The following is a 16669-nucleotide window of genomic DNA, read 5'->3' as shown; positions in this document are numbered from 1 at the left end:
GCCTTGATCCGCACACCGGCACCGCACCGCCCGGCCCGGCCCGGCGCCAGTCTCCTTCGTCTCGGACGTCCTCCTCCTCAGGGAGCACGGCGACGGCCGGGGAATCAGCATCCGGGCGGTGTCGGCGGGTGTCGTCACGCCCGCATGATTCGGGACATGGACAAAGCTCAGGAACTCGGCACGCTCGCCCTCGCGACCGCGGAGCGGCTCTCGCGGCGGCACGTCGGCGTCGCCGTCGCCGCCGTGGCCGGCGGTCAGGTCAGGTACGCGGCGGCGGGCACCACCGGAAGGGCCGACGGCGGGACACCGGGCGCCGACACCCTCTTCGAGATCGGCTCGGTGACCAAGACCTTCACCGCGCTGGCCCTGGCACGGATGGCGGTCGCCGGCACGGTGGAGGTCGACGAGCCGCTGGCCCGGCTCCTGCCCGGGGGCACGTCCGTACCGTCGCGGGGCGGGCGGGAGATCACCCTGCGGCACCTGGCCACCCACACCTCCGGTCTGCCCCGGCTGCCCAAGGGCATGATGCTGCGGGCCCTGCTGCACCCCCGCACCCCCGACCCGTACGCCGACTGCACCGCGGACGTGCTGCTGTCCGGGCTGGCCCGCACCCGCCTCGGCTCCACCCCGGGCCGACGGGTCCGGTACTCCAACCTCGGCGCCGGACTCCTCGGACTGGCCCTCGCCCGTCGTGCGGGCACCACCTACGAGCAGCTGGTCACCAGCCTGGTGTGCGCCCCGCTGGGCATGTCCGAGACCGTCGTGACGGCCGACGCCGCCCGGTCCGGCCGGCTCGCCCAGGGGCACGACAGCAGGCGGCGCCCCACCCCGCCGTGGAATCTGGCCGATCTCGCCGGGGCGGGAGGCCTGCGGTCATCCGCGATCGACCTCGTGTCCTACGTACGGGCCCAGGTGGACGGCGGCGGTCCCGCCGAGCTCGCGGAGGCCGTCCGCCTCACCCGGGAGATCGAGCACCGCGGCAACGGCTTCGGCTGGATGCACCTCGGCTGGAGGGCGCACCGCCTGCACCGCCGCCAGGGCGCCCACCTCCAGATCTGGCACAACGGCGGGACCGGAGGCTTCGCGTCCTTCGTCGGGTTCGATCCCGAGACCAAGACGGGCGTCATCGTCCTCAGCAACACCCAGCACCCCGTCGACGGCCCCGCCCTCGAACTGCTGCGCGCCCTCCAGGACCAGGCCGCGTCCGGCGCCGCCCGCTCCGGAACGGCCTGAGGTTCCGTCCTGTCGTCGCCGTCCGGCCGCGGTCGCGGTCACCGGACCGCCTCAGCGCCAGTCGTCGATCACGTAGGCGTCGGGGTGGCTGTAGCCGGGCTCGTTGGGCCTGTGCATGGTCACGCCCTGCAACCAGGTGCGGAACCCGCGGTCGATCAGGCGCCGGTAGGCGTCCGGGCGGCCCAGGTTCATCCCGGCGTCCAGCTGGCCGAGTCCGCGCTCGGCGGCCAGCTGCTCGCACGCGTCGAGCAGCCGTTCGAACCGGTCGCCGGCCTCCGGGCCGGGGCGTACGGCTCCGAACTTGACGAAGCACACGTCCTCGCCGGCCTCCGACCCGGCTCCGCAGTGGCAGACGGCCAGGCCGTCGAGCTCGGAGCCGGCGCCCTGGAGCAGGACGGTGTCACCGAGCCCCTGCGCGTGCGCGGCCAGGATCTCGCGGTCCAGGCTCAGGCCCTCGTACACGGCCCCGGTCAGGGCGCGGCAGAGGTCCAGGGCGGCGGGCCGCTCCGCGGCCGGCAGCCGGCCGTACAGCACCCGGCCGGGGACGGCGGCACTGCCTGTCACCTGCTTCTTCATGACGGCCGTGAGGAAGCGGGGCCAGAATCCGTACCGGCGGTAGAGCTCGAGGTGCTTGGGACTGTGCGAGAAGGTGAACAGGCCCAGGTGGCGGTTCTCCCAGGTGGCGAAGCGGTCCATGACCGGCTCCATGAGGTGCCTGCCGATGCCCTGGTCCCACAGGTCCGGACGCACGGTCAGCGGACCGAAGAACCCGACGCTGCCCCAGTCGGCGGCGAAGTTCGATCCGGCGAGCTCGCCCCCGACCGTCGCCGCGAAGGCCGCGTCCGGATCGGCCGCCCAGCGGGTGCGGACGTAGTCGGCGGTCGCGAAGAACGTCCTCGGATCGGGCATCCCGAGGAACGTCCCGAAGGCGACCCTGAAGATCTCGTCGGCCCGGTCCAGGTCGGCCTCGCCCAGCGGGCGGACCAGCAGCGGGCCTGTGCCACCCTTGCGCTCCTCTGCCGGTGGGGTCATCGCCCTCTCCTTCCCGACCCCCTGTTCCACCCATTTCATCGCACCACGGACGGGCGCCGCGGGCGAGGCGAAGGGCCGCCGGACCGGCCGGGGGCCCGGGCGGGTGCCTCAGCCGCCGACGCGGCCGGCCGGATCCTGCACCTGCTCTTCCAGGCCCTCCGGGGATCCCGGCCCGGACGGCACAGCCGCCGGGAGCGGCTCCGACGGGGTGCGGCGGCGGCTGAACCAGGCTGCGGCGGGCTCGGTGTAGCGGGCGGTCAGCGGCCCGATCACCACGAGGATCAGCACGTACGCGGTGGCGAGGGGTCCCAGCGCCGGCTCGATGCCGGCGGTGACGGCGAGGCCCGCGATGACGATGGAGAACTCGCCGCGGGCCACCAGCGTGCCGCCCGCCCGCCAGCGGCCCTTGACCCCGATCCCGGCGCGCTTCGCCGCCCAGTAGCCGGTGGCGATCTTCGTCCCCGCGGTGACCACGGCCAGCGCGAGCGCGGGGAGCAGCACGGGCGGGATGCTGGCCGGGTCGGTGTGCAGGCCGAAGAAGACGAAGAACACGGCCGCGAACAGGTCCCGCAGCGGGCTCAGCAGGGTGTGGGTGCCCTCGGCGACCTCGCCGGAGAGGGCGATGCCGACGAGGAAGGCGCCGACCGCGGCGGACACCTGGAGCTGCTGGGCGATGCCCGCCACCAGCAGGGTCAGGCCCAGGACCACGAGGAGGAGCTTCTCGGGGTCGTCGCTGGAGACGAAGCGGGAGATGTGGCGGCCGAAGCGGACCGCGACGAACAGGACCGCGCCGGCCACGCCGAGCGCGATGGCCAGGGTCGCGCTGCCCGCGGCCAGGCTCACTCCGGCGAGGAGGGCGGTGATGATCGGCAGGTAGACGGCCATGGCGAGGTCTTCGAGGACCAGGATGGAGAGGATGACGGGGGTCTCGCGGTTGCCGACACGGCCGAGGTCGCCCATGACCTTGGCGATGACGCCGGAGGAAGAGATCCAGGTGACCCCCGCGAGGACGACGGCGGCGACCGGACCCCACCCCATCAGGAGCGCGGCCACGGCGCCGGGGACGGCGTTGAGGGTGAAGTCGACCAGCCCGGCCGGGTACTGGGTCTTGAGGTTGGAGACCAGGTCACTGGCCGTGTACTCCAGGCCCAGCATCAGCAGGAGCAGGATGACGCCGATCTCGGCGCCGATGGCGACGAACTCCTCGCTCGCCCCCATGGGCAGCAGCCCACCGGTGCCGAAGGCGAGACCGGCCAGCAGGTAGAGCGGTATCGGGGAGAAGTGGAAGCGGCCGGCGAGTCTGCCCAGCAGGCCCAGACCGAGGATGATCGCACCGAACTCGATCAGGAACACGGCGGAGTGCACGGCCGTCTCACTCCCGTCCGAGTATGGAGGCGGCGGCGTCGACGCCCTCGCGGGTGCCGATGACGATGAGCGTGTCCCCGCCGGCGAGGCGGAAGTCGGGTGCGGGCGAGGGGCGGGCCTCCGCCCGGCGCAGCACGGCCACGATCGACACGCCCGTCTCGGTCCGCATCCGGGTCTCCCCCAACAGCCGCCCGTTCCAGTACGAGTGCCCGGACAGCTCGATCCGCTCGGCCACCAGCCCGAGACCGGTGGTGTGCAGGAGGCTCGGGCTGTGGTGGGCCGGCATCAGGGCGTCGATGAGCGAGGTGGTCTCCGCCGCGGTCAGGTGCAGCGACTGCGCGCACGCGTCGGGGTCATCGGCCCGGTAGAGGTTCACCGTCCGGGTGCCGTCGCGGTGCGCGACCACGGACAGGTGCCGGCGTTCGCGGGTGGTGAGGTCGTACTGGACCCCGATGCCGGGCAGTGGCGTGGTGCTCATCCGTGGAGCAGGCACGGCTGTCCCCCTCGTGTTCGCTTTCGTACGTGACGCCGCTGCGGCGGACAGTCGGTCCCGGGCAGGAGAAGGGCCGCTCGGCGAGCCCATCCTGCCAGTTCACGCGGGTCCGGAACATGGGTGCCCGCACGGATGGACAGCAGCCGCCGGCGGCATGAGGATGGGGGCGGAGAAGTAGGTTCCGCTGCAGGTCACAGCGCCTGGAGAGGGGGCGGCCGGGCGGCCGTGAAGGATGCTGGGGGACCGGCTGGAAAGGCGTGTGGCCGTGTCGTTGTACTGGCGGATCTTCCTCCTGAACGCGGGTGTTCTGGCCGTCGCGGTGGCCCTGTTGCTGGGCCCGGTCACCGTGTCCACGCCGGTCCTGTTCGGGGAGGCGGTCGTGCTGCTCGGCGGACTGGCCGCGATGCTGGTCGTCAACGCGGTCCTCCTGAAGGTCGGTCTGGCCCCGCTCGCCCGCCTCAACCGGGCCATGGCCACCGCCGACCTCCTCAGGCCCGCCACGCGCCCGACGGTCACCGGCGGCGGGGAGACGGCCGCCCTGACACGGACCTTCAACGCCATGCTCGACCGCCTCGAAGCCGAACGGGCCACCAGCAGCGGCCGGGTGCTCACCGCGCTGGAGGCCGAACGCAAACGCATCGCCCAGGAACTCCACGACGAGATCGGCCAGACCCTCACCGCCGTCCTCCTCCAGATCAAGTACGCCGCCGACCGCGCCGGCGAGCCGGTCCGCAGCGACCTGCGCCAGGCCCAGGAGACCACCCGCGCCAGCCTCGACGAGATCCGCCGCATCGCCCGCCGCCTGCGCCCCGGAGTCCTGGAGGAACTGGGCCTCCACAGCGCGCTGCGTTCCCTGGCGGGCGAGTTCACCACCCCGCGCCTGGGCGTCACCGCCCACATCACCCCCGGCCTGCCGCTCCTGGACCCGGCGGCCGAACTCGTCCTCTACCGCGTCGCGCAGGAGGGCCTGACCAACGCCGCCCGCCACTCCGGCGCCACCCGCGTCCAGGTCCACCTGCGACCCCTGCCCTGCGGCGGCGTCGGCCTGCTCGTCGGCGACGACGGAACCGGTCTCGGGGAGGCACCCGAGGGCGCCGGCATCCGCGGCATGCGCGAACGCGCCCTGCTCATCGGCGCCGAACTGCACGTGGGCAGCGGCCCGCAGGGCGGCACCGAGGTCCGGCTCGACGTCACCGGCAGCGCGGGGACCGCCCGATGACCAGGTCCGGCCCCATACCGGCCCGCATCCTCCTGGCCGACGACCACACCCTCGTCCGCCGCGGCGTACGCCTGATCCTCGACGCCGAACCCGACCTGACCGTGGTCGCCGAAGCCGCCGACGGCGCCGAAGCCGTCGCCCAGGCCCGCGCCCTCGACGTCGACCTCGCGGTCCTCGACATCGCCATGCCCCGCCGGACCGGCCTGCAAGCCGCCCGCGAACTCGCCCGTACCCGGCCCGGTCTGCGGATCCTGATGCTGACCATGTACGACAACGAGCAGTACTTCTTCGAGGCCCTGCGCGTCGGCGCCGCCGGCTACGTCCTCAAATCCGTCGCCGACCGCGACCTCGTGGAAGCCTGCCGCGCCGCCCTGCGGGACGAGCCGTTCATCTACCCGGGCGCGGAGACCACCCTGATCCGCAGCTATCTCGAACGGGCCCGCACCGGCGGTCCGCTGCCGGAGCGGCCGATCACCGAACGCGAGGAGGAGATCCTCAAACTCGTCGCCGAGGGCCACAGTTCCAAGGAGATCGGCGACCTCCTCGTCATCAGCCCCAAGACCGTGGAACGCCACCGCGCCAACCTGCTCCAGAAGCTCGGACTGCGCGACCGCCTCGAACTCACCCGCTACGCCATCCGCGTCGGCCTGATCGAGCCGTAGCGGGCCGTGGCGGGCCGGTACCGGCCCGCGGTACACCAGGGGCCCGCGGCGCTGCGCACGACGCCCGTCGAACCGACCCGCCCCGCTGTGACTCGCCGGCGGGCCCGACGCCTGCGGGCGCCGGGCCCGAGTGCGGGCTGTCAGTGGCATGGGTCACAGTTGAGGGGAACGCCCACCGAGGAACCACCGCGGGGAGACGAGGCGATCCCATGACGCACGCGATCCAGGCGGAGGGCCTGACGAAGCGGTACAAGGAGACCCGCGCCCTGGCCGGGGTGGACCTGCGGGTTCCGGCCGGTACCGTGTGCGGCCTGCTCGGTCCCAACGGCGCCGGAAAGACGACCGCCGTCCGCATCTTCGCCACCCTCCTGCGGCCCGACGGGGGGCGCGCGACGGTCGGCGGCTTCGACGTCGTACGGGAGGCGGGGCTGGTCCGCTCCGTGATCGGGCTGACGGGCCAGTACGCCGCCGTCGACGAGAACCTGACCGGTACGGAGAACCTGCTGATGATCGGCAGGCTGCTCGGCATGCCCCGCGGGGACGCCCGGGCGCGGGCGGCGGAGCTGCTCGACCGCTTCCACCTGACCGACGCGGCGGGCCGCGCCGCCAAGGCCTACTCGGGGGGCATGCGGCGGCGCCTGGACCTCGCGGCCAGCCTGGTCGGGCGCCCACGGGTGCTGTTCCTCGACGAGCCGACCACCGGGCTCGACCCGCACAGCCGCGGCGAGGTGTGGGACATGCTGCGCGCCCTGGTCTCGGAGGGCATGACCACCCTGCTCACCACCCAGTACCTGGACGAGGCCGACCGGCTCGCCGACAACATCGTGGTGATCGACAAGGGCACGGTGATCGCCGACGGCACCCCCGACGAGCTGAAGTCGCAGGTGGGGGGCCAGGTTCTGGAGATGCGGCCCGCCCGCTCCGCCGACCTGGCGGGGGCGCACGCCCTCGTCGCGGAGGAGGCCGGTCCCCTGTCGAAGATCGAGGGCGAGGGGATCACCGCTCCCGTGAACGACCCCGCCGTCATGCCGAGGGTCGTGCGGCGGCTGGACCAGGCGGGCATCGAGGTCGCCGGGCTCACGCTGCGGCGCTCGTCCCTGGACGAGGTGTTCATGGTGCTGACCGGCCACCACGCGGAGGCGGAGGCCGCGCCGCCCGGGCGGCCGGATGCCACGACGGACGCCGACGGCACCGGTACCGGCACCGATCCCGGCCACGGAACCGATACCGGCACCGGTCCTGACACCGATCCCGACGCAGACAGCCGGCGCGTGAACGCGGGGAGCCCGTCATGACCGCGACGACCCCCGGCACGATCGCCCCCGGCATCGGCGGAAGCGGCCGGGTGCGCCCCCTGCCGGCCCTCCGGCAGACCGCGACCATGGCGTGGCGCAGCCTGGTCTCGGTGAAGCACAACCCCCTGGAACTGGTCGACTACAGCATCACGCCGATCATGTTCGTCTTCCTGTTCACCTATGTGTTCGGCGGGCAGATGGCGGGCTCTCCCCGGGAGTACCTGCAGTACGCGCTCGCCGGGATCATCGTGCAGAACACGCTCTTCATGAGCATGTACACCGCCATGTCGCTGAACACCGACCTCACCAAGGGGGTGTTCGACCGGCTGCGGAGTCTGCCGATGGCCCGTTCGGCGCCGCTCTTCGGGCGCATCGCCGCTGACCTGGCCAAACAGCTCTGGGCGATGATCCTGATGGTCGCGCTGGGCATGCTGCTGGGATTCCGGGTCACCGGGGGCGTGGCGGGGTTCGCGGCGGGGGCCCTGCTGCTCCTGGTGTTCGCCGCCGCCGTGGCGTGGACGGCGGTGCTCATCGGGATGGTGGCCGGTGACGTCGAGAAGGTGCAGGTCTACGCCTTCACCTTCATCTTTCCGATCACCTTCACCAGCAGCGCGTTCGCCCGGGTCGACACCATGCCGGGCTGGCTTCAGGCATGGGTGGAGGTCAATCCCGTCACCCACCTGTCGGACGCCTTCCGCGGGCTGCTGCTCGGCACCCCGGCGGGCCCGCCGGTCATGTGGTCGCTGCTGTGGGCGGCGGGCATCGCGGCGGTGTTCATGCCCCTGGCGATGCGCGCGTACCGCACCCACGGGCGGTGAGGCCCGGTTCCGCGCGGGCGGGCGGCGGCCCGGGGCAGGATACGGACGTGCAGACGACGGAGCTGGTCATGAGGGCGGGTGCGCTGGCCGCCCGGGGCGGTCGGCGGATCCTCGGCATCAGCGGGCCGCCGGGGGCCGGGAAGTCGACGCTCGCCGCGCGGATCGCCGGGGCACTCGGGCCGGAGCGGGCCGTGGTGGTGCCGATGGACGGCTTCCACCTCGCGCAGGCCGAGCTGCACCGGCTGGGGCGGGCCGACCGCAAGGGGGCCCCGGACACCTTCGACGCGGCCGGGTACGTCTGCCTGCTGCGCCGGCTGCGCACGCCCGAGGGGGGAGCCACGGTGTACGCGCCCGCCTTCGACCGCGCCCTGGAGGAGCCGGTCGCCGGCAGCATCCCCGTCGGGCCGGCCGTACCGCTGGTGATCACCGAGGGGAACTACCTGCTGCACGACGCGGCCGGCTGGGCGCCCGTACGGCCTCTGCTGGACGAGGCCTGGTACCTCGCGCCGGACGAGGCCCTGCGCGTGGACCGCCTCGTCGACCGGCACGTACGCCACGGCAAGGAACCCGCGCAGGCGCGCGCGTGGGTGGAGCGGTCGGACGAGGCCAACGCCCGGCTCGTCGCCCGCGGCCGCCACCGCGCCGACCTCGTCGTCGGCTCCGGCTGACGCCGGCGGCACCGGGGAGCCGCGCCGGCGGACGCTGCTCAGAAGCCGTTGCGGCGGCGCATCCTGAAGGGGCGGCCGTCCGGGTCGATCAGGGCGCGGTGCAGTGGCGTGGCGAGCAGGCGCCTCGGGCGCGACAGCTCCGGCGGCACGTAGCGGCGCAGCCGGCCCGCGGGGCGCGGTCCGCGGCGGCCGGAAGCGTGCCAGTCGTCCAGGGCGGCGGCGGAGCGTACGAACCGGTCGAAGGCGGTCTCCGGGTCGCACAGCTCCGGCCCCGCCGCGTCCGGCGCCTCGTCCAGGTGCTCGCGCATGAGCTCCAGGCGGAGCCGGCGGGCGAAGGGCCGGGCCCCGTCCCCCAGCCCGCCCGGGTCGTACGGCGGATCGGGGTCGCGGCTGCGGTCGAGGACGGTGCAGCTCAGCTCGGAGTCGTGCGTCCACGAGCGCAGGTTGACGTTGTCGGAGCCGACGGCGGCCCACACGTCGTCGATCACGCAGACCTTGGCGTGCACGTAGACGGGGGTTCCCGCGTGGTTCTCCAGCCCGTACACCGCGACCCGGTCCCCGCCCGCGCGGCGCAGTTCCTCCAGGGCGGTGATCCGCCCGATCAGGTTCATGGGCCGGGTGAGCCAGCCGTCCTGGTCCGGGACGGAGGGGATGACGGCGATCAGCCGGAGCCGGGGGTGGGCGCGCAGCGCCCGGGCGAAGCAGTCCACGACGCGCGGGGACCACAGGTACTGGTCCTCCAGGTAGATCAGCGCCCGGGCGCGCCGCAGGGCCTTGAGGTAGCCGCGGGCGATGCTGCGCTCGCCGTCGGGGGCGAAGGGGTATCCGCGCAGCAGGCGGTTGGGGTAGGTGCGCAACACCTGGACGGTGTGGGTGCCGCACGGGAGGGGGTCGGGCCCTTGCGGGGGCAGCTCGTCGGCGGCGGTGTCCTCCCGGTCCCACAGTTCCCGGAGGCGGATGACGGGACTGCGAGAGAGCGGAGCCGGGTCCTCCCACCGTTCGCGGAAGACGGCTTCGACGTCTCCGACGACGGGCCCGCTCACGGCGAGCTGGACGTCGTGCCAGGGCGGGTGGGGGCCGTACGCCGGGGCCATGGGCAGCGACTGGCGGTCGCCCCGGTGGGCGGCGTCGTCGTTGCGGTTGTGGCACAGGTCGATCCCGCCGACGTACGCGACATCGCGCTCCGGGCGGCCCGCGTGGCGCAGGACGACCAGTTTCTGGTGGTGCGAGCCGCCGGGCCGTACGCGCAGGTCGAGCAGGCACTCGCCGCCGGCGGCCTCGACGTCCTCGCTGAGGGAACGGTTCTCCTCCTCACTGAAGCGGAAGCCGTCCAGGTGGGAGCGCCACAGCAGCCCCTTGACGACGACACCGCGCTCCGCCGCCTCGCCCAGTACGGTCGCGATCTCCGTACCGGCTCCGTCCAGCCGTTCGTCGGGGTCGCCGCGCCAGTCGGTGAACAGGAGCAGGTCGCCCGCGCGCATGTCCCGGATCCTGGCGAGGAGCTCCGCGAAGTACGCGGCTCCGTGCACCAGGGGCCGGGCGTCGTTGCCTTCGGACCAGGCGGCCCCGTCCGCACGGCGCCTCTCCAGCCGTGTGGCGGTGTTGCCGCGTTCTCCGGGCTCCAGCAGCCAGTCAGAGCGGGCCATGGGACGACCTCCGCCGGTGCGCCTACCCACTGCGGGGCCGCGCACCCGCGTCAGGCGGCGGGCGTGGCCGGGGAGGTCGTGCGCAGGACGCCGACCTTGTCGATGCGGTGCTCGGGGTTGCCCTGCGCGTCGCTCCAGAAGTTCCCCTCGGCGTGGTCCTCGGGCGTGGCGCAGGTGGAGATCGTGATCATGGCCTGGGTGGGGGTCGCACCCGGCTTCCCGGGTACGGCGGCGCGCTGTTCGCTCAGGGAGCGCTCGGAGCGGAAGGACGTCTTGCGGGTCTCGACGATCTCGTAGGTGTAGGTCCGGCCGCCGGAGGTGACGAGGACCGTGTCGCCCTCGTCCACGGCGGGCAGGTCGCGCAGCGGGCCGCCGGCCGAGAGGCGGTGCGCGGTGACCAGGAAATTGCCCACCTGGCCCGCTCCGGCTCCGCCGCCCTTCCCGTACGGGCTGGCCGCCACGCCCCGGTCCTGTATGCGGGTCCCCGGTGCGTCGTCGGTCGTGCCCTCGTAGGGCACGACGCGCAGCCCGGCGATGCCCACCGAGGGTATGGACAGCGTCGCTTCCCGGATCGGGACGGGCGCGGACGCCGGCGCGGAGGGCGTGGCGGAGGGGGCGGTGGAGGGAGCGGTGGGGGCCGTCCGGGACTGTTCCGGGGCGGGCGGGGACGGGACGGAGGCGGCGGACGGGGCTGAGGCCGGGGCCGGGGCGGCCGTACCGGCGGCGGCCGAGGGGCCGCACGCCGCGAGGACGGCGACGACGGAGCCGGCCACCACGGCGGGTACGGCTCGGGAGCGGAGCGGCAGGGGCATGGGGCGATTCCCGTGTCGGTCGATCGGCGGGGTGGTGCGGCAGGGTCGGTCGGCCGGGTCGTGCCGCGGGGTCGTGCCGCGGGGTCGTGCGGCAGCGGGGCGCGGTTTCCGGCCAGGGTGGCATACGGAGCAAGCCGTCCATAAGGGCCCGGTGATGTGACCTGGCTCCCCGCCCGGCCCCGCGGGCACGGCACAATCCCGGTGCATGAAGATCACCGAGCTCGAACTCAACCGGGCCACCCTCGGCCGGCAGCTGCTGCTGGCGCGCGAGCCGCTGAGCGTGCCGGAGGGCGTGCGGCGCGTGGTCGCGCTCCAGGCTCAGCACCCGGCGTCGCCGTACCTCGCGCTCTGGAACCGGCTCGCCGGCTTCTCCCCGGCCGAGGCGGACGCGGCCTTCGCGCAGCGCTCCGTGGTGAAGGCGACCCTGATGCGTATCACCCTGCACGCCGTGCACGCGGAGGACTACGCGGCCTTCCGTGCGGCGATGCAGCCCACCCTGTACGGCTCCCGGCTCGGGCAGCGGTTCGCCGCCGCGGGCCTGACCCCCGCGGACGCCGCCCGGCTGGTGCCGGAGCTGCTGGCCTTCGCGGCCCGGCCGCGCAGCGGGGCCGAGATGCAGGCCTGGCTGGAGGAGCGGGTGGGGGCCGGGCGGAAGGACGGGGCGTGGTGGGGGCTGAAGGGGTACGCGCCGCTGCACCACGCCCCGACGGACGCGACGTGGTCGTTCGGCGTCCGGCCGCACTTCGTCGCGTCCGGGAGCGGCTCCGGGTGCGGCTCCGGGTTCGGCTCCGGGTGCGCGGCAGCCGGACGGGCGGTGGACTTCGAGGCGCTGCGCACCCTGGTCCTGCGCTACCTCGCGGGGTTCGGGCCGGCGTCGGTGGCGGACGTCGCGCAGTTCGCCATGGTGGCGCGGGCGCCCGTACGCGAAGCCCTCCGGTCCCTGGAGGGCCGTGTCGAACAGCTCGGCGGACCGGACGGGGCCACGCTGTTCGACCTCCCCGGGGCCCTCCGGCCGTCCGCCGACACCCCCGCCCCGCCCCGGCTGATGGCGATGTGGGACAGCGTGCTCCTGGCCTACGCGGACCGCAGCCGGGTCATACCCCCGGCCTACCGCCCTCTGGTGATCCGAAAGAACGGCGACGTGCTGCCCACCCTGCTGGTGGACGGCCGGGTCGCGGGAGTGTGGCGGCCGGCGGACGGCGGGATCGAGGCCACCGCGTTCCACCCCCTCCCGCCCGCCGCCTGGGACGGACTCGCCGCGGAGGCGCAGTCCCTGACGGCCCTCCTCGCCGGCCGTGAGGCCGCGCCCTACAGCCGCTACCACCACTGGTGGGCGAAGCTCCCCGAAGCCGAGGTGCGGCTGCTGCCCCTGCGGCCGTGAGCGGAGGCGGCGGCCGTATGCGAGCGGGATCGGCCGGAGGCGGGGCCGCGGTCACCGCAATGCGTCCATGGGGATGAACCACGCACCGGACCGACCCGCTCGCGGCACCCCGCGGTGGTCGACTGGGCCGGAAGGATCGGAGCATCCCAACCGAACGGAAGTCACCGTGGCGATCATCGCAGTCTTCGAGGCGCCGGGCATGACCCGGGAGCAGTACGAGCAGAGCGCGGACAAGGTCACCGGCGGGCGCGGCGCCGTGACGGGCCCGGGCGACTGGCCCGTCCCCGGCCTCATCTCCCACACCGCCGCTCCCCTGCCGGACGGCTGGCTCGTCGTCGACGTCTGGGAGTCGGAGGAGGCCTTCGAGCGGTTCGGCGCGTTCATCATGCCGGTCCTGCGCGAGCTCGGGGTCGCCGACGTACAGCCCAGGATCTACCCGGTACACACCGTCGTGACCCGCTAGCGCAGGGCGCCGGTGCGCGCGTACGCCGGCGCGGGGTGCGGTCCCCGTCGCAGCCATGGTGGCGGAACCGCACCCCGCTCCCGGCGTCTACCCGGGGGTGCGCCCGGTCACCAACGCGAAGACGCCCGGCCGAGGGGTCCCGGCCGGGCGTCTTCGGGCGTCCGCGGTGCTGCGCCGCGGTTCACCGGTGGCTTAGTACCAGTGGTTGGCCTGCCAGAAGTTCCAGGCCTCGACGGGGCTGCCGTAGCGCTCGTTCATGTAGTCCAGGCCCCACTTGATCTGGGTGGCCGGGTTGGTCTTCCAGTCGGAGCCCGCGGAGGACATCTTCGACGCGGGCAGGGCCTGGACCAGGCCGTAGGCGCCGGAGGAGGAGTTGACCGCGGTGTAGTCCCAGCCGCTCTCACGGGTGACGATCTTGTCGAAGGCGGCGAACTGGGCCGGGTCCTTGATCATCTGCTGGGCGATCGCCTTCGCGCCCACCGGAGCGGCCTGCGCGGGAACCGCGGCGAGCAGGGAACCCGCGACACCGAGAGCGAGGACGGAACCGGCGAGGGCCTTCTTCGAAGCGGCGATGCGGCGGATGACGGCGTTGGACACGGAGGAACCTTCCGACGGGGACAAGGACGGTCGCGGCATGCCGAAGACATGCGTGAGCCACTCACGCGAAGGAGAGGGGATCGTCCGGCGGGGGGCGGTGCGCCCCGGCCGCCTCGGCGACAACACCAGTTAGCCAGCCCGGCGCCGCCCTGGCAACGCCCCCCGCCTACGAACCACCCCCGCACACCGGGACCTTGGACCCGGCCCCCAGCCCGTGCGGGACAGGCCGGCGGGCCTACTAACCCGGACCGGATGTGACCTGGGTCCTGTGGGCCGCCTCACCGCCCCACACCCCCGAAGTCACCCCCCGTAACCGCTCACACCCTCTGAGGTGGGTGTCCCCCGTCACTCCCGACCCCCGAACCGAAGGAAACCGGGGCATCGAACGCGGCTTTCCGAGCCGCCCGTCCCGCGCGGCGGCCCCTCCGTGCGCCATCCGGGCCCTACGGGTCCTACGGTCCTACGGGTCCCCGACCGCGGATCCCGCCTGCGGCGTCCGCCATGCCGCCATCAGTTCCCGGAACCTCGGGCACCGGACGATGTCCTCTTCCCCGCATCCGAGGGCGTGGGACAGGAGCTGATGGGCGTGGTCGAGATCGACCATGCGCTGTTCGATCTCGCTGATCTTGGCGCGGATCACCGCCTCCCTGCGCCGCTGCTCCTGCTGGAACTCGCCGATCTCGGCCAGGGTCAATCCCGCCTGCTGGCACTTGCGCAGCACCGTGATCCGCTCGGCGGCCTCCGGCGGATACCGCCGCTGCCCGCTCACGCGCTCGGGCGCCGGCAGCAGCCCGTGCCGCTCCCAGTACCGGATGGCGGAGGCGGGAACTCCGGTGACCTCGGAGAGCCGGCCGATCGTCATGCGCACGTACCGCTCCTCCTGTTGCCCGCCGCCCGCCCCCAGGGCGTTTGACTTGAACCTTAGTTCAAGTTGAAGAGTGGTCCATACGTGGACGGCGGCCGAAGAGCGGCCGCCGGCAGCACACTTGGAGATGCCCCATGAGCGATGCGTACGTACGGGACGAGCGGGCCGGACAGCTGGCGCGAGCCGCGGAGAGCCTCTTCACGGCCGGGGTGATGGGCCATTCCGGACACGCCAACCTCAGCGCGCGGCTCGACGGCGAACGCCTCCTGCTGACGCCCGGGTACGTCCGCGGCCTGCGGCCGGAGCAGCTCGCGACCGTCGGCTTCGACGGGCGGGTCCTCGACGGCGCGTTGCAGTCCGTCAGCACCGAGATCATCGCCATGCACAGCGTGGTGTACCGGGCCAGGCCCCGGGTGGGGGCGATCATCCACACCCACTCGCCCTCCGCGACCGCCTTCGCCGTGGCCCACCGGCCCCTCCCCTGCCGCACGGAACCGATGCTCCGCATGGGACAGGCCGAGGACGTGCCCGTGGTCCCCTGGGGGCCGCGCGGATCGGACGTATCGGTGCGCGGTATCTCCGAGGTGCTGGATCGGTGCCCGACGACGGCCGCGGTACTGCTGGCCAATCACGGTCTCCTGGTGTTCGGCCCGGACGCGGCCGCCGCGGCGGCCCTGGTGGTGGCGATCGAGGAGAGCGCGGAGGCCGAGATCGCCGCCGCGGCGATCGGAGGGGCCGTGGACTTCCCCCCGGGCGCCCAGGAGGCCGTGCGCGCCGCGATCGCGCGGGTGGCGCCATGACGCGGGACACGCCCGCCTCCCGGACCGGGGCCGTACGGGACCGCCACCGCTGAACGGCGACCCGCTCGTCACCGCGGGCGGCCGGCTGATGTCATGAACCCTGATGTGGCGTCGCGAACCGTACGATGTCCGGCAGAACCGGGTTCCGACGGCAAGACCAGTGGGTGGCCGCGCAGTGACTTCGACAGGTGTGTGGGTGGTCGGCGTACTGCCCGACGAAGAGGCCCGAGCCATCCCTGAGCGCTTCCTCCACCTCTTCCGGCCCGAGGACGGGGACAGGACGCAGGCCTACAGGGATTCGCTCGCCTGGTGGTCGGGCGGCGGCGACGAGGAACCGTTCTTCGAGTACGCCGACGGACCGGCCGGCCCGGCCAGGGCCACGTCCGCCGCCCGACGGTTCGCGGACTTCATGGACCTCGCCACGACCGCCTCCGCCGCCGTGACCGCGATGCAGGACGCGGGCGGCAGCGCGATGCCCGCGACCGAGGGCGCGGGACTCTTCGTCGCGACGGCCCGCAACACCTTCCCGGCCGCGGCCCTGTACCACGGCCTGGGCGCACGGGCATCCGAGCTGTTCCCCGGATGGTTCGGCGACTTCCTGCTGGACGCCGACGAGGTGGCGGCCGCCCTCCCGCGGGCCGAGGAGGCCCTCGACCTCACCGGCGCCCGGCGCGGCCGGGTCCTCGCCCGGATCACCGAATGGATGACCGTCATGGGCGACGCCCCCGACTTCGACGCGGCCGGACTGATCGAGGGCCCCTTGCGCGTCCTGCGGTCCGCCGCGGCGACCCGGTCCGGCGCCGCCGCGTACAGCCGCCGGCGCTGAACGAGAAGGAGGAGGAGAAGGCAGCATGGCGATTCAACGCATGGACAACGTCGGCATCGTCGTCGAGGACCTGGACGCCGCCATCGCGTTCTTCGTGGAGCTCGGCATGGAGCTGGAGGGCCGGGCGGAGGTCGAGGGGCCCTTCGCCGACCAGTGCACGGGGCTCGACGGCGTCCACTGCGACATCGCGATGATGCGGACCCCGGACGGCCACGGCCGGCTGGAGCTCGCGAAGTACCGCAGCCCCGCGGCCATCAGCGCCGGGCCGCGCGACCGGCCGCACAACGTCCTGGGCACGCACCGCGTCATGTTCGCCGTCGACGACATCGAGGACACCGTCGCCCGCCTGCGTCCCCACGGCGCCTACCTCGTCGGTGAGATCGCGCGGTTCGAGGACAGCCACCTGCTCTGCTACCTCCGCGGGCCGGAGGGCATCATCGTCGGGCTGGCCGAACAACTGCGCTGAGCGGGCCGCTCGCGCGATTTCGACAACA

Annotated in this window: 18 protein-coding genes; 11 read left to right on the top strand and 7 right to left on the bottom strand. The window is 73.7% G+C overall.

Going from position 1 to position 16669, the window contains the following annotated elements:
• Positions 1 to 156: 156 nt before the first annotated feature.
• The gene (locus tag AC069X_RS21105) at positions 157 to 1233 is read left to right on the top strand and encodes a serine hydrolase domain-containing protein (RefSeq protein ID WP_478730190.1); all 1077 of its coding nucleotides are present in this window, start codon (positions 157 to 159) and stop codon (positions 1231 to 1233) included.
• A 51-nt stretch (positions 1234 to 1284) separates the two neighbouring features.
• Here the strand turns inward: AC069X_RS21105 and AC069X_RS21100 are convergent, their stop codons facing one another.
• From AC069X_RS21100 to AC069X_RS21090, 3 genes are all read right to left on the bottom strand, one after another.
• Positions 1285 to 2265 carry a GNAT family N-acetyltransferase gene (locus AC069X_RS21100; RefSeq protein ID WP_478730188.1) on the bottom strand — a complete coding sequence of 327 codons (981 nt, stop codon included), beginning with the start codon at positions 2263 to 2265 and terminating at the stop codon, positions 1285 to 1287.
• 108 nt (positions 2266 to 2373) lie between these two features.
• The gene (locus AC069X_RS21095) at positions 2374 to 3630 is read right to left on the bottom strand and encodes a cation:proton antiporter (RefSeq protein WP_478730186.1); all 1257 of its coding nucleotides are present in this window, start codon (positions 3628 to 3630) and stop codon (positions 2374 to 2376) included.
• A gap of 7 nt (positions 3631 to 3637) precedes the next feature.
• Entirely contained in the window at positions 3638 to 4108 is a 471-nt protein-coding gene (locus tag AC069X_RS21090) for a cation:proton antiporter regulatory subunit (protein ID WP_478730184.1), read from the bottom strand.
• Between the two features lie 280 nt (positions 4109 to 4388).
• Between AC069X_RS21090 and AC069X_RS21085 the strand changes: the two genes are divergently transcribed.
• The 5 genes from AC069X_RS21085 (at position 4389) to AC069X_RS21065 (ending at position 8785) form a co-directional block, all read left to right on the top strand.
• Positions 4389 to 5342, top strand: a complete 954-nt coding sequence (locus AC069X_RS21085) for a sensor histidine kinase (RefSeq protein WP_478730182.1) — start codon at positions 4389 to 4391, stop codon at positions 5340 to 5342.
• Entirely contained in the window at positions 5339 to 6004 is a 666-nt protein-coding gene (locus AC069X_RS21080) for a response regulator (RefSeq protein ID WP_478730180.1), read from the top strand. The genes AC069X_RS21085 and AC069X_RS21080 overlap by 4 nt, the downstream gene beginning before the upstream one ends.
• A 209-nt stretch (positions 6005 to 6213) precedes the next feature.
• The gene (locus AC069X_RS21075) at positions 6214 to 7299 is read left to right on the top strand and encodes an ATP-binding cassette domain-containing protein (RefSeq protein WP_478730178.1); all 1086 of its coding nucleotides are present in this window, start codon (positions 6214 to 6216) and stop codon (positions 7297 to 7299) included.
• Positions 7296 to 8117: an ABC transporter permease gene (locus tag AC069X_RS21070; RefSeq protein ID WP_478730176.1), complete on the top strand. Its 822-nt coding sequence runs from the start codon at positions 7296 to 7298 to the stop codon at positions 8115 to 8117. The genes AC069X_RS21075 and AC069X_RS21070 overlap by 4 nt, the downstream gene beginning before the upstream one ends.
• A gap of 47 nt (positions 8118 to 8164) precedes the next feature.
• The gene (locus AC069X_RS21065; protein ID WP_478730174.1) at positions 8165 to 8785 is read left to right on the top strand and encodes a nucleoside/nucleotide kinase family protein; all 621 of its coding nucleotides are present in this window, start codon (positions 8165 to 8167) and stop codon (positions 8783 to 8785) included.
• Between the two features lie 38 nt (positions 8786 to 8823).
• On the opposite strand, the gene AC069X_RS21060 is transcribed toward AC069X_RS21065, so the two are convergent.
• On the bottom strand, positions 8824 to 10431 hold the full coding sequence (locus AC069X_RS21060; protein WP_478730172.1) for a phospholipase D family protein: 1608 nt from the start codon (positions 10429 to 10431) through the stop codon (positions 8824 to 8826).
• Positions 10432 to 10481: 50 nt separating this feature from the next.
• Complete coding sequence (locus AC069X_RS21055) at positions 10482 to 11243, bottom strand: class E sortase (protein ID WP_478730170.1); 762 nt, start codon at positions 11241 to 11243, stop codon at positions 10482 to 10484.
• Between the two features lie 205 nt (positions 11244 to 11448).
• Between AC069X_RS21055 and AC069X_RS21050 the strand changes: the two genes are divergently transcribed.
• Together AC069X_RS21050 and AC069X_RS21045 are read left to right on the top strand one after the other, a co-directional pair.
• Positions 11449 to 12624, top strand: a complete 1176-nt coding sequence (locus AC069X_RS21050; protein WP_478730168.1) for a winged helix DNA-binding domain-containing protein — start codon at positions 11449 to 11451, stop codon at positions 12622 to 12624.
• Between the two features lie 166 nt (positions 12625 to 12790).
• Entirely contained in the window at positions 12791 to 13087 is a 297-nt protein-coding gene (locus AC069X_RS21045) for a hypothetical protein (RefSeq protein ID WP_478730166.1), read from the top strand.
• A 192-nt stretch (positions 13088 to 13279) separates the two neighbouring features.
• Here AC069X_RS21045 and AC069X_RS21040 read toward each other — a convergent pair whose 3' ends face one another.
• Positions 13280 to 13684 carry an aggregation-promoting factor C-terminal-like domain-containing protein gene (locus AC069X_RS21040; protein ID WP_478730164.1) on the bottom strand — a complete coding sequence of 135 codons (405 nt, stop codon included), beginning with the start codon at positions 13682 to 13684 and terminating at the stop codon, positions 13280 to 13282.
• A 460-nt stretch (positions 13685 to 14144) separates the two neighbouring features.
• A complete protein-coding gene (locus AC069X_RS21035; protein ID WP_478730492.1) occupies positions 14145 to 14546 on the bottom strand; it encodes a MerR family transcriptional regulator in 402 nt (133 codons plus the stop codon).
• Between the two features lie 137 nt (positions 14547 to 14683).
• On the opposite strand from AC069X_RS21035, the gene AC069X_RS21030 reads away from it, so the two are divergent.
• From AC069X_RS21030 to AC069X_RS21020, 3 genes are all read left to right on the top strand, one after another.
• Positions 14684 to 15349, top strand: a complete 666-nt coding sequence (locus tag AC069X_RS21030; RefSeq protein WP_478730162.1) for a class II aldolase/adducin family protein — start codon at positions 14684 to 14686, stop codon at positions 15347 to 15349.
• A gap of 175 nt (positions 15350 to 15524) precedes the next feature.
• Positions 15525 to 16175 carry a hypothetical protein gene (locus tag AC069X_RS21025; RefSeq protein ID WP_478730160.1) on the top strand — a complete coding sequence of 217 codons (651 nt, stop codon included), beginning with the start codon at positions 15525 to 15527 and terminating at the stop codon, positions 16173 to 16175.
• Between the two features lie 25 nt (positions 16176 to 16200).
• Positions 16201 to 16641 carry a VOC family protein gene (locus tag AC069X_RS21020; protein WP_478730158.1) on the top strand — a complete coding sequence of 147 codons (441 nt, stop codon included), beginning with the start codon at positions 16201 to 16203 and terminating at the stop codon, positions 16639 to 16641.
• Positions 16642 to 16669: the final 28 nt, after the last annotated feature.

Source organism: Streptomyces sp. NPDC043896 (assembly GCF_056435605.1).
Note: the sequence above shows the minus strand (reverse complement) of the source record. Positions and strands in the feature narration are given on the sequence as shown.